Raw genomic sequence first — 12,356 nt, forward strand, 5'->3', positions numbered from 1 at the left:
CTAGCCTCCCATCTTCCGGATCGGCTCACGGTCGCCCGGAATCTCGGGCAGCGCCGGCGGGATCAGATTGGTGATCACCGCGTCGAACCAGCGGCCGGTGCCCAGCACGTTCGCGTACAGCCCGTAGAACGGCGCGGCGAGGGTCAGGGTCTTGGAGATATTGGCCTGGTTGGCATTGAGCAGATCGATGGAGGCATTGAGGTTGGTCAGCGCGGGACCGATCTGCTCCTCGTTGTCGTGCACCAGCGCGGTCAGTTCCGCCGCAACGGTTTTCGCGCCGGAGAGCAGCTGCCCGATGGCCTGCTGCCGCACGTTCAGCTCGGCGAGCAACTGGCCGCCATTGGCGAGCAGCCGCTCGAATTCGGCATTGCGGTCGGCCAGCACCCGGGTGGTCTGCTTGGTGGCGGCGAACAGCGTCTTGAGCTGATCGTCGCGCTTGGCCAGCGACTCCGACAGGCGGGCCACGCCGTCGATGGAACCGCGGATCTCCGGCGGGGTGGCCGAGAACGCCTCGGAGAGCACCTTCATGCTCTGCGCCAGCTGCGCGGTGTCGGTCTGCTCGATATCGGCGGCGGCATCGCTGAAGGCGTCCACCACGTCGTAGGGAGATACGGTGCGCGACAGCGGAATCGGATCGCTGGGATCGGCCGGGCCGGAGCCCTTGGGGTCCAGCGCCAGGTACTTCTGCCCGAGCAGCGTCTTGATCTGGATGGACGCGGAGGTCTCGTTGCCGATCCAGGCGTCCTGGGTGCGGAAGTCCACCAGCACCTTGTCACCGTCGAGGCGCACGTCCTGCACCGAGCCGACCTTCACGCCGGCGATGCGGACCTCATTGCCCTTCTTCAGGCCCGCGGCCTCGGAGAATTCGGCGGTGTACTTGGTGCCGGCGCCGATGATGGGCAGCTTGTCCAGGCTGAAGGCGGACATGGTCACCAGCAGCACCATGATCAGGCCCAGTCCGCCCATGAACGCCGGACTGCGCTTGCCGAGCACGGCACGGTCGTCCATCAGCGGCCTCCCTTCCCATGGCAGCGCGGGGCCGGGTTCGTATAGATCGGCTGGTTGATGGTCGGCATATGTTCCAGTGCGGCGGGCATGTTCAGCTGCTGGGCGTCCTGGAGACCGGGCCCGGCGACTATGTCGATACCGCACAGATAGAACTGGAACCAGGAGCCGTAACTCGCGGCGCGGCCCAGCTTCTCCATCTTGATGGGCAGATTGGCCAGGCCCTGGTTGACCTCGTCGGAACGCTCGTTGAGGGTGCCGGTGAGCTGGTTCAGCCCCGCGATGGCGCCCTGCAGATTCGGCCGCACCGGGACCAGCAGATCCGCGGTGGCGTCGGCCAGATTGCCCAGTGAGCTGATGGCCGAGCCGATGGTGCCGCGTTCGGCGTTGAGCCCGGTGATCAGCGCCTCGGTATTGACGATGAGCTGATCCAGTTGCCCGTCATGGGAATTCACCGCGGCCAGCACCTTGTTCAGGTTCTCCACCACAGCGCCGATCACCGCGTCCTTGTCGGCGATCTTATTGGTGAGGGCGGCGGTATTGGCCACCAGATCCCGGATGGTCCCGGCCTCGCCCTGGAAGACCTGGATGATCTCGTAGGACAGCTTGTTCACGTCATCGGGCGTGAGGGTCTGGAACAGCGGGCGGAAACCATTGAACAGCTCGGTCAGATTGAGCGCGGGCCTGGTGCGATCCAGCCCGATGGTGCCGTTCTTGTTGAGCTTGCGGCCCTGCTCCCCCGCACCCTGTTCCAGCGCGATGTAGCGCTGCCCCACCAGGTTCCGGTACTTGATGGTCGCGGTGGTGGAGGCGGGCAGCCAATCCCGGTCCGAGACTTCGAATTCCACATTCGCCAGGCGCTTGTCCACAATGGACACCTTGGTCACCTTGCCCACCCGCACGCCCGCGATGCGCACCTCGTCGCCCGGGTTCAGTGACGTCACATCGGTGAAGCGGGCATTGAACTTGGTGCCGCCACCGCCGTAGTTGGCAATGGTGAGCGCCAGCATGCCGGTGGCGAAGACGGTCACCGCGATGAAGATCGCGAGCTTGGTAATGGTCGGCCCGAGGCCGCGCAGCAGATCCTTCATCGGATGGTCACCTCACTCCCGCGGAAGGCCGGCGCCGAGATGCGAGAGATCCAGCCCGGCACCTGATCCGGCGAAACACCCTGCGCGGCGGCGCCGATGGCGTTCAGCGTCTGCTGTTCCCGCGGGGATCCCACGGTGGTCGGCGTGAACGGCCCGAACACCTTGTACTGCGGCTCCGGCACGATGCCGATGGCCTGATCGCCCGGGGTGCGGCTGGGCGGCTGATAGGAGCCGTCATTGGCCGAGCCATTGGTGTACTGGCCCGGATCCACGCCCAGCGGATACTCCGGAATGCACATGGGCCCGCGCGGATCGAACCAGCGCGGCTCGTCCTGATTGGGCACGTAGCGACCGCGCGGATTCACGATCTCGACGGTCACGCGCGAGCCCGGCATATCGGTGCCGATGCCGAAGATCTCGTCGATGCGCGGCTTCATCTGCGCGAAGTTGGCCAGCGCGCAGGAGTATCCCGGCGAGTACTTGGCCAGGGCCTCCAGCGCGGGCCGCGAATCGGCGGCCACATCGATGATGTTGTCGCGATTGGCCGCCAGGAAGTCGGCCAGATCCGAGGAGCTCGGAGTGAGCACCGCCATGAGGGTGTCGATATCCCAGCGCTTCTGCACGACGGTGGCATTGAGGGTGCGCAGATTGTTCAACGCGTCCACCAGCTGCGGCGCGGCATCGGCATAGGTGTCGGCCACCGCGGCGAAGCTGCGCAGATCCTCTTGCAGCGTGGGCAGTTCGGCATTCACCTGGGTGAAAATGGTGTCGAGCCGGTCGATGGTGTGGCCCAGCTCCTCGCCCTGGCCCTGCAGCGCCTGCGATACCGCGCCCAGCGTGGAGGCCAGGTACTGCGGCGGCACCGCCTGCAACAGCGGCAGGATGTGATCGAGCAGCTGGCTCACCTCGACGGCATCGCCGCTGGTGTCCTGGTGCAGGGTCATGCCCGCGGTAATGTGCTGCGCGCTCGGATCGGCCGGCCACACCAATTCGATGTAGCGCTCGCCGAACAGCGTCTTGGGCAGCAGCCGCGCGGAGACATTGGCCGGAATCTTGTCGGCCATATCGGGATTCAGCGCCAGTTGCAGCGTGACGTCCTTGCCGTTGAATTCGCTGCTGCGCACCTCGCCGACCGTCACGCCGCGGACCTTCACATCGGCATTGCGGGTCAGGGCATTGCCGACGGTATCGGTGATCAGGTCCACCTTCACCGTCTGCACGAACTGCTTGTTGTAGATGGCCACGGTGGTCCACAGGAACAGCGCCACCACCACGAAGAACAGCACGCCGAGGGTGCGCGAACGCAGCTTCTCGGTGGAGCGCCAGAACTGCACGCGCTTGGGGTTGCTCATCCGGCCACCCGCACCGTCGTGGTCGTGCCCCAAATCGCCAGGGACAGGAAGAAATCCAGAATATTGATGAGCACGATGGCGGCGCGCACCGCCCGGCCGACCGCCACGCCCACGCCCGCCGGACCGCCGGTGGCATTGAAGCCGTAGTAGCAGTGCACCAGGATGATGACGAAGGCGAAGACGAGCACTTTTATGAACGAATATATGACGTCTTCGGGTGGCAGGAAGAGACTGAAATAGTGGTCGTAGGAACCACTGGATTGGCCATTGAAATAGATGCTGATCAGCCGTGACGCGATGTACGTGCCGAGCAGGCCGACAATGTAGAGCGGAATGACCGCCAGGAATCCGGCGATCACGCGCGTGGTCACCAGGAACGGCACGCCCGGCACCGCCATGACCTCGAGCGCGTCGATCTCCTCCGAGATCCGCATGGCGCCCAGCTGCGCGGTGAAACCGCAGCCCACCGTCGCCGAAAGCGCCAGCGCCGCAACCAGGGGCGCGAGTTCACGGGTATTGATGTAGCCGGTCAGGAAGCCGGTGAGCACACCGGAACCCAGCGCGTCGAGGGCCTTGAAGCCCTGCAGGCCCACGACCACGCCGACCGAGGCCGACATGAACACGATGACGCCGATGGTGCCGCCGATGACCGCCAGCGCGCCCGAGCCGAAGGTCACCTCGGCCAGCAGCCGCATGACCTCCTTGCGATAGTGCACCGCGGTCTTCGGAATCCACGCGATGGCCCGCGTGTAGAACGACATCTGGTCCCCGGCCCGGTCGACCAGGTTCACCGGAGCCTTGAGCACACCGGTCACCCGGCGCGCCCCCCGGCTGAAAGCGGTGGTGCGCTGTGAAACAACCATGGGATCACGCGCCCTTGGCGGGGACGACCTGAAGGTAGATCAGGGTGAGGATCAGGTTCAGGAAGAACAGCACCAGGAAGGTGATCACCACGGATTGATTCACGGCGTCGCCTACTCCTTTCGGTCCCCCTTTTGGATGCAGTCCCTTGTAGGCGGCGATGACGCCCGCCACGAGTCCGAAGATCAGCGCCTTGATCTCACCGATCCAGAGGTCCGGGAGCTGGGCCAGCGCGGAGAACGAGGCCAGGTACGCGCCCGGCGTACCGCCCTGCAGCCCGACATTGAAGCCGTAGCCGCCGACAATGCCGACCACCGAGACCAGGCCGTTGAGCAGCAGGGCGACCAGCATCATGCCCAGCACGCGCGGCACCACCAGGCGGTGGATGGGATCGATGCCCAGCACCTCCATGGCATCGATCTCCTCGCGAATGGTGCGCGAGCCGAGATCGGCGGCGACGGCCGAGCCGGCCGCCCCGGCGATGATCAGCGCGGTCACCACCGGGGCGGCTTGCTGCACGGTTGCCAGCACACTGGTGGCGCCGGTGAATGCCTCCGCGCCCAGCTGCTTGATGAGCGAGCCGGTCTGCAGCGCCACCACCGCGCCGAACGGGATTGCCACCAGCGCCGCAGGAAGGATCGAGACACTCGCGATGAACCACGACTGCTCGAGGAACTCCCGCCACTGGAACGGCCGGCGGAACGTCTTGCGCATGACATCCAAGAGCAGCGCGAAGATGTTGCCGGCCTGGGCAAGACCCGACTCGACCGGGGTGCGCAGTCGCGTCAGGGTTTGGTTCACCCGGCGTATGTTACCCGTTAGTCAGGTTCTGTCGAACCGTAGTGTCGAACGAGCCCTGATAGGCGGGAAGGACCTGCGTGTCGGCATCGCCATTGGACTCCAGCGATTCCCGGATGGCCTCCTGCGCGGCCGGGGGCAGGGTGTGCAGGATCTGGCGCACCCGCTCGCGGCGGCGGTGCACCGCCTGCCGCACCGGCATACCCGGCTGGGCCTTCATCTGCGGGATGATGCCCTCGACCTCCTCGGCGCCGCCCGCGTGGTGACCGGCGTCGAACATGGCCTGCTCGCGGGCCATCTGCGACTCGTCCTTCTCCTCGGACATGCCGATCGGGCCGATCATGCGGCCGTTGAGGAACTGCTTGACCACCGGCTCGTCGGAGGTGAGCAGCACCTCGCGGGGGCCGAACATGACCAGATTGCGGCGGAACAGCATGCCGATGTTGTCCGGCACGGTGCGGGCCAGGTTGATGTTGTGCGTGACGATCAGAATCGTGGCGTCGATCTGGGCGTTGATATCGATCAGCAGCTGCGACAGATAGGTGGTGCGCACCGGATCCAGACCGGAGTCCGGCTCGTCGACGAGAATGATCTGCGGATCCAGCACCAGGGCGCGGGCCAGGCCCGCGCGCTTGCGCATACCGCCGGAGATCTCACCCGGGAGCTTGCCCTCCGCGCCCAGCAGACCGGTCAGCTCGAGCTTCTCCATGACGATCTTCTTGATCTCGGATTCGCTCTTCTTGGTGTGCTCGCGCAACGGGAAGGCCACATTGTCGAACAGGTTCATCGACCCGAACAGCGCGCCGTCCTGGAACAAGACGCCGAACAGTTTGCGGATCTCGTAGAGCTCCTTGTTGGAGCAGGTCGTGATATCGGTGCCATCGATGTAGATGGAGCCGCGCTCGGGGCGCAGCAGACCGATCAGCGACTTCAGAAAGACGGACTTACCGGTACCGGAGGGGCCGAGCAACGCACTGACTTCCCCCGGCGGCAGCGTCAGAGTGACATCCTGCCAAATTCGTTGCGAACCGAACGACTTGGTGATGCCCTCGGTCCTGACCTCGACGCCCACGCCAACCTCCACAATTTCTCCGACGAGCGCACTACGGTGGCTTCCCCGCGCGGTGGGGCGCATCACAGTAGGTTCGGCCACTGTATCGCATGCCGTCCGTCTCGGACACCGGGACCTGACTGACGAGTAAACAAATCACGGCGCAATCACGGTTCGCGACATGCGAAAAGGGCGGCCCCCACACGGGGACCGCCCTTTTCTGAAGCGGTGCGGAGTTACCGCGACCAAACCTCCGTCAATTACTTGACGGTGATCTTGGCGCCGGCCTCTTCCAGCTTGGCCTTGGCGGCGTCGGCGGCATCCTTGGCGACCTTCTCCAGGATCGGCTTCGGGGCGCCCTCGACCAGGTCCTTGGCTTCCTTCAGGCCCAGGCCGGAGACGATCTCGCGGACGACCTTGATGACCTGGATCTTCTTGTCACCGGCCGACTCGAGGATGACGTCGAACTCGTCCTGCTCGGACTCGGCCTCGGCAGCGGCGGCCGGGCCGGCAGCGGCGGCGACGGCGACCGGAGCGGCAGCGGTGACCTCGAACTTCTCCTCGAACGCCTTCAGGAACTCCGAGAGCTCCAGCAGGGTCATGTTGCCGATTTCCTCGAGCAGCTGCTCAACGTTGGCCATTGTGTTTCCTTTCGGGTGGGGTCATCTCCGCGGGGCGGCGATGAAATGCTTTGTGTTGGTGACTAATTCGTCGTCGCAAGGACTCGGAAGCACCGGCGAGCCGATTAAGCGGCTTCTTCGCCGCGCTTCTTCTCCTCGAGGGCCACGAGCAGGCGAGCGGCCTTGGTCGCCGGGGCGGCGAACAGACCGGCAGCCTTGGACAGGTTGCCCTTCATGGCGCCGGCCAGCTTGGCCAGCAGGACCTCGCGGGACTCCAGGTCGGCGATCCGCTCAACTTCGGACACGGACAGCGCGACGCCGTCCATGTAGCCGCCCTTGATGATCAGCGCCTTGTTGTCCTTGGCGAAAGCCTTGAGCGCCTTCGCGGCGTCGACCGGCTCACCCTTGATGAAGGTGATGGCGGTCGGACCGACGAACAAGTCATCCAGGCCTTCCACGCCGGCCTCTGCGGCAGCGCGCTTGACCAGGGTGTTCTTGGCGACGGAGTAGGTGGCGTTCGCGCCCAGGGCACGACGCAGCTCGGTGATCTTGCCGACCGACAGGCCACGGTATTCCGTGACAACGGTGGCCGTCGCGGTCGCGAACTGCTCCTTGATCTCCGCAACCGCGGTGACCTTTTCAGGCTTTGCCATACTTCGCCTCCTCTCTGGATGGTCGGTGTGTATATGAACTACCGACTTCCCGGTGGAGGCCCGGAGACAAAGCAAACGCCCCGGACGCAGAGTGGTCCCGGGGCGTGAAAGAAACAACGGCGAACAGCTGCTCGCAATATTGTTTCCCAACCTCGGCTCTCCCTGCGTGGGCCGCCGGCAATGTTGCCGGACCTTCGACTGCCCTGAGGCAGCAACCAACGGTCTTCGGTAGAACGATTGGGGTGATCACCGAACGGGTCGATGACCGTCGTCCACTATAGCGGACCCGCATCTATCTGCCAAAACGGGTCGCGACCACATCCCGGCAAGACAGTAAAACTATGGTGTTTCAGATTATTCGATTCCCGATAGAGTTCGCCCATGCTCACCAAAGCCTTTGCCACCGTGGCGGTTTCAGCCGCCTTCATCGGCCTGGCCGCCGCACCCGCCCAGGCCGCACCCGCTACCGTGCACCCCGTGGCCGATTCCGGATCGGCGTCCGGCTCCGCCGACGTGCTCCTCTTCCCCATCGGGGTGCTCAAGATCCTGATCTGCGGCATCTGGGGCGGCACGGAACCCGACCCGCGCCCGCTGTGCAACGGCACCGGAAGCTGGTGGGGCGGCGTCAATTGAGCCTGCGATCCGGATACGTGAAAGGCCGGTACGGAATTCCGTACCGGCCTTTCACGTATGTGCGTTGCTACGCAAGCCCTTCGGAGGACTCAGTCCTCTTCGGCGAAGTTGCGGGTGCGGTTCGGATCCACCGGGATGCCCGGTCCGGTGTTCGTGGAGAACGTCACCTTCTTGACGTAGCGGCCCTTCGCGGTGGAGGGCTTGACGCGCAGGATCTCGTCGAGGGCGGCGCCGTAGTTCTCGGCCAGCTTCTTCTCGTCGAAGGAAGCCTTGCCGATGACGAAGTGCAGGTTGGCCTGCTTGTCGACACGGAAGTTGATCTTGCCGCCCTTGATGTCGTTGACGGCCTTGGTCACATCGGGGGTGACGGTGCCGGTCTTCGGGTTCGGCATCAGGCCGCGCGGGCCCAGCACGCGCGCGATACGACCGACCTTGGCCATCTGATCCGGCGTGGCGATGGCGGCGTCGAACTCCAGCCAGCCGCCCTGGATGCGCTCGATCAGGTCCTCGGCGCCCACGGCGTCCGCACCGGCGGCCTCGGCCTCGGCGGCCTTGTCGCCGACGGCGAACACGATGACGCGGGCGGTCTTACCGGTGCCGTGCGGCAGGTTGACGGTGCCGCGGACCATCTGGTCGGCCTTGCGGGGATCGACACCCAGACGGACGGCGACCTCGACGGTGGCGTCGGTCTTGGTGGTGGCGGTCTCCTTCGCCAGCCGCGCGGCGGCCAGCGGAGCGTAGAGCGCGGAGCGGTCGACCTTGGCGGCCGCCTCGAGATAAGCCTTGCTTCGTTTTGCCATGTTTCTCTGTCCTTGTCTAAGTCAGAAGTGGTGCGGGACAGGCGGTCCCTTCCACGTGAGCTCTGTATCTATTTGCGGCGATCGCGGGCCCTACGTGGTTACGCAGGCTGCCGCCTCCGGGCCTGACGCGCCCGCCGCAGGAGCTCTACTCCGCGATGGTGATACCCATCGAGCGGGCGGTACCAGCGATGATCTTCGCGGCGGCGTCGATATCGTTGGCGTTGAGGTCTTCCTGCTTGGTCTTGGCGATCTCGCGGATCTGATCCATGGTGACCTGGGCGACCTTGTTGCGGTGCGGCTCGGCGGAGCCCTTCTGCACACCGGCGGCCTTCAGCAGCAGACGCGCGGCGGGCGGCGTCTTCAGCTTGAAGTCGAACGAGCGGTCTTCGTAGACCGTGATCTCGACCGGGATGACGTTGCCGCGCTGCGACTCGGTCGCGGCGTTGTACGCCTTGCAGAACTCCATGATGTTCACGCCGTGCTGACCCAGCGCCGGACCGACGGGCGGTGCGGGGTTGGCCTGGCCGGCCTGGATCTGGAGCTTGATAAGCCCAGAGACCTTCTTCTTCTTCGGGGGCATCTTTCTTCCTTGGTTAGGTTCCTTGCGGAATACCCGCAAGCCTTATCCGGGACATGCGCCCCCGCATGTTTGACGACAGTCAAGCTAAGCGCAGGCGCAACCCGGCAAGTGTAGTCGCAGGTCGATCGGAGGCCCAAAGCGCCCCCGAATCCAACTAGATCTTGGCGACCTGGGTGAAGGCCAGTTCGACCGGAGTCTCGCGGCCGAAGATCGAGACCAGCACCTTGAGCTTCTGCTGCTCGGCATTGACCTCGGAGATGCTGGCGGGCAGCGTCGCGAACGGGCCGTCCATGACGGTGACCGACTCGCCGACCTCGAAGTCGACCTCGATGGTGGGCTTCACGACCGGGGTCTCACCCGCGGTCTCGGCGCCGGTGGCGGCAGCGGCGGCGGCCGGGGCGGCCTTCTTCTGCTGCGCGGCCGGAACCAGGAACTTCACCACGTCGTCGATGGACAGCGGCGAGGGCCGCGAGGTGGCGCCGACGAAACCGGTGACGCCGGGGGTATTGCGCACCGCGCCCCAGGACTCGTCGTTGAGGTCCATGCGGACCAGGATGTAGCCCGGCAGCACCTTGCGGTTGACGTTCTTGCGCTGGCCGTTCTTGATCTCGGTGACCTCTTCGGTCGGCACCTCGACCTGGAAGATGTAGTCCTCGAGACCGAGGTTCTGCACGCGGGTCTCGAGATTGGTCTTCACCTTGTTCTCGTAGCCGGCGTAGGAGTGGATGACGTACCAGTCGCCGGGGGCGCGCCGCAGCGCGGCCTTCATCTCGGCAACGGGATCGGCGGGCTCGGCGTCGACCGGCGCGGCGGGCGCCGCGTCTTCGGCGTCAGCGGACCCAGCGGCGGCTTCCTCGTCGGCCGGCGCGGGGTCCACGGCGTCCTCGACGTCGATGATGGTCTCGTCCACCACGTCGTCGACCGGGAATTCCTCGGTTGTGCCGTTCTCCGGGGTGCTCACTGGGGCACTCGCTTCCTTGTCGTCACGTAATCCTCTGCGCGCCGGGGCTCTCACACCCGGCGGATGGTCCGGCCCCCGCCTCTGCTCGGGGTCCGGTTACCCGGCGCCGACGGTCCGCTAGCCGAAGAGCCAGTTGACACCCTTGATCAGTGCCACGTCCAAACCGCTGATGAACGCAACCATGAAGACCACGAACACCAGAACAACGGTCGTATAGGTGACCATCTGCTTGCGGTTGGGCCAGATCACCTTGCGAAGTTCGGAAATGACTTCCTTCAGGAACTTCACCAGGCGCTTGAACGGATTGCCCGTTCCGCCGCGACCGGCCTTGCCGGACTGCTTTGCCTTGGCCGGCACCGAGGGGCGATCGATCGTCGCGACACCGTTCGCAGACGACGACGCGGTACGCGATCGCCGGGCGGAACGCTTGCCGCTCGGACGAGCCACCGCGGCGGTGTCTTCGCCATCTTCGTGGCGAGGGTCCCGCTCGTCGCTCACGTCGATCCTCTCTCGTCGCTGGCATTCAGGGCAGGGGCGACAGGACTTGAACCTGCAACCTGCGGTTTTGGAGACCGCTGCTCTGCCAATTGAGCTACGCCCCTTCGGCTGAACATTGGGTCGCCCAGCCACCATTATCTATTCATTTGTACATGCCGGGTATTCACAAAGCACGCGCGCCGCTCCTCGGAGCAGCGCGCAGCGGCTGGTGACCCCAGATTCCCGAGTGTACGTTACCCCGATCGGCAATCGCCAATCGGGGCCGGGTGCTCGCTCAGGCCAGTTGCACGGTCGCGGTGGCGCGGCCGAAGATCTTGCGGCCCTCCGATTTCGCCACGATGGCGACCACCGCGGTGCGGGTTTCCGGATCCACCGACTTGACCTTGCCGGTGTACTCGATCTCCGCCGGACGCTCGGCGGGCACGTACACCGGGCTGGTGAATCGGACGTTGTACTCCTTGACCGCGCCCGGATCGCCGAGCCACGAGGTGACGAAACCGCCGCCCAGGCCCATGGTGAGCATGCCGTGCGCGACCACGTTCTCCAGGCCGGCCAGCTTCACCACATCGTCGCTCCAGTGGATCGGGTTGGCATCGCCGGAGACGCCGGCGTAGTTCACCAGATCACCGCGGGTGAGGCGCACCACGCGCGCGGGCAGTTCGTCGCCGGCGGTCACGTCCTCGAAGCGGATGGCGTGCTTGCTCGGCTTCACCTCGCCGCGCGCGGTCACCTCGATCGGCTGCGGCGGCTCCGGAATGGTCAGCGGCAGGCTGGGCGCGTGGTGTTCGACCCGCTCGTCCGGGCCGATGCCGTGCATGAGCACCTTGCGCACGGTCTCGTCGATATTGGGATCGATATCACCGCCGCTGCGGCCGATGAGGGTGGTGTAGGTGGTGAGCACCAGTTCGTCGTTCTGCGCGACGACGTCGTTCTTGGTGACGATGATGTCGCCGCCGAAGGCCTGCCGGAAGGAGTGCAGGTAGACGATGCAGGAGAGCTGATCGCCGGCCTTGATGGGCCGGTGGAATTCCAGGATCTGATCGGTCTGCATGATCTGGCTCAGGTCGTAACCCGTGACGATCTGCTCGAAGAGCTTGCGCTGGGCCAGAATTCCGACCAGGGAGATGAAGGTGAGCGGCGCCACCAGGCCGTCGTGCCCGTACTCCCGGGCGACGTCCTCGTCCCAGTGCACCGGGTGGTAGTCCTGCACGGCGCGGGCGTACTCGCGCACCTTCTCGCGGCCGACCTCGTAGTAGTCGTCCACGCGGTAGTGATGGCCGACCATGGCGGCGGCGTGCGCGGCCGGATCGAAAGCCTCGACGGTTTCGGCCTTCTCGGCCTCGGTGTTGATCGTCACGGTAGGAAGTTTCCTATCTGACCCGCATCCGGGCCGGCGGAGCGCTGACCAAACCGCTATATACACCAAGTGCCGGACCGGGGCCACTGTCCCCTT

Annotated in this window: 14 protein-coding genes and 1 tRNA gene; 1 reads left to right on the top strand and 14 read right to left on the bottom strand. The window is 65.4% G+C overall.

Features of this window, described 5'->3' with window-relative positions; genetic code table 11:
* From ACYQ5L_RS35525 to rplJ, 8 genes are all read right to left on the bottom strand, one after another.
* Positions 1-1,008 carry an MCE family protein gene (locus tag ACYQ5L_RS35525; RefSeq protein ID WP_459962586.1) on the bottom strand — a complete coding sequence of 336 codons (1,008 nt, stop codon included), beginning with the start codon at positions 1,006-1,008 and terminating at the stop codon, positions 1-3.
* Positions 1,008-2,096 (bottom strand): MCE family protein, encoded by a 1,089-nt coding sequence (locus ACYQ5L_RS35530; protein WP_459962587.1) that lies wholly within the window; start codon positions 2,094-2,096, stop codon positions 1,008-1,010. The genes ACYQ5L_RS35525 and ACYQ5L_RS35530 overlap by 1 nt, the downstream gene beginning before the upstream one ends.
* Positions 2,093-3,448, bottom strand: a complete 1,356-nt coding sequence (locus ACYQ5L_RS35535) for an MCE family protein (protein WP_459962588.1) — start codon at positions 3,446-3,448, stop codon at positions 2,093-2,095. Before ACYQ5L_RS35535 ends, ACYQ5L_RS35530 begins: the two co-directional genes overlap by 4 nt.
* Positions 3,445-4,311: an MlaE family ABC transporter permease gene (locus ACYQ5L_RS35540; protein WP_459962590.1), complete on the bottom strand. Its 867-nt coding sequence runs from the start codon at positions 4,309-4,311 to the stop codon at positions 3,445-3,447. Before ACYQ5L_RS35540 ends, ACYQ5L_RS35535 begins: the two co-directional genes overlap by 4 nt.
* A gap of 4 nt (positions 4,312-4,315) precedes the next feature.
* On the bottom strand, positions 4,316-5,023 hold the full coding sequence (locus ACYQ5L_RS35545; protein ID WP_245721933.1) for an MlaE family ABC transporter permease: 708 nt from the start codon (positions 5,021-5,023) through the stop codon (positions 4,316-4,318).
* A 97-nt stretch (positions 5,024-5,120) separates the two neighbouring features.
* Complete coding sequence (locus ACYQ5L_RS35550; protein ID WP_459962591.1) at positions 5,121-6,179, bottom strand: ABC transporter ATP-binding protein; 1,059 nt, start codon at positions 6,177-6,179, stop codon at positions 5,121-5,123.
* A 239-nt stretch (positions 6,180-6,418) separates the two neighbouring features.
* Positions 6,419-6,799 (bottom strand): 50S ribosomal protein L7/L12, encoded by a 381-nt coding sequence (gene rplL, locus ACYQ5L_RS35555; RefSeq protein ID WP_459962592.1) that lies wholly within the window; start codon positions 6,797-6,799, stop codon positions 6,419-6,421.
* A 104-nt stretch (positions 6,800-6,903) separates the two neighbouring features.
* Positions 6,904-7,431 carry a 50S ribosomal protein L10 gene (gene rplJ / locus ACYQ5L_RS35560; RefSeq protein WP_459962593.1) on the bottom strand — a complete coding sequence of 176 codons (528 nt, stop codon included), beginning with the start codon at positions 7,429-7,431 and terminating at the stop codon, positions 6,904-6,906.
* 381 nt (positions 7,432-7,812) lie between these two features.
* Between rplJ and ACYQ5L_RS35565 the strand changes: the two genes are divergently transcribed.
* The gene (locus tag ACYQ5L_RS35565; RefSeq protein WP_459962595.1) at positions 7,813-8,064 is read left to right on the top strand and encodes a hypothetical protein; all 252 of its coding nucleotides are present in this window, start codon (positions 7,813-7,815) and stop codon (positions 8,062-8,064) included.
* Positions 8,065-8,153: 89 nt separating this feature from the next.
* Here ACYQ5L_RS35565 and rplA read toward each other — a convergent pair whose 3' ends face one another.
* The 6 genes from rplA to ACYQ5L_RS35595 all read right to left on the bottom strand — a co-directional run bounded on the left by rplA (position 8,154) and on the right by ACYQ5L_RS35595 (position 12,260).
* A complete protein-coding gene (gene rplA / locus ACYQ5L_RS35570) occupies positions 8,154-8,864 on the bottom strand; it encodes a 50S ribosomal protein L1 (RefSeq protein WP_379205186.1) in 711 nt (236 codons plus the stop codon).
* Between the two features lie 145 nt (positions 8,865-9,009).
* Positions 9,010-9,444, bottom strand: coding sequence for a 50S ribosomal protein L11 (gene rplK / locus ACYQ5L_RS35575; protein ID WP_379205188.1), 435 nt, complete (start codon positions 9,442-9,444; stop codon positions 9,010-9,012).
* Between the two features lie 154 nt (positions 9,445-9,598).
* On the bottom strand, positions 9,599-10,405 hold the full coding sequence (gene nusG, locus ACYQ5L_RS35580) for a transcription termination/antitermination protein NusG (protein ID WP_459962596.1): 807 nt from the start codon (positions 10,403-10,405) through the stop codon (positions 9,599-9,601).
* Between the two features lie 117 nt (positions 10,406-10,522).
* Entirely contained in the window at positions 10,523-10,903 is a 381-nt protein-coding gene (gene secE, locus ACYQ5L_RS35585; RefSeq protein WP_459962597.1) for a preprotein translocase subunit SecE, read from the bottom strand.
* A gap of 31 nt (positions 10,904-10,934) precedes the next feature.
* A tRNA-Trp gene (locus ACYQ5L_RS35590) sits at positions 10,935-11,007 on the bottom strand.
* Positions 11,008-11,177: 170 nt separating this feature from the next.
* Positions 11,178-12,260 (bottom strand): fused (3R)-hydroxyacyl-ACP dehydratase subunits HadA/HadB, encoded by a 1,083-nt coding sequence (locus tag ACYQ5L_RS35595; protein ID WP_459962598.1) that lies wholly within the window; start codon positions 12,258-12,260, stop codon positions 11,178-11,180.
* Between the last annotated feature and the right edge of the window lie 96 nt (positions 12,261-12,356).

The organism is Nocardia sp. IFM 10818 (assembly GCF_054655275.1).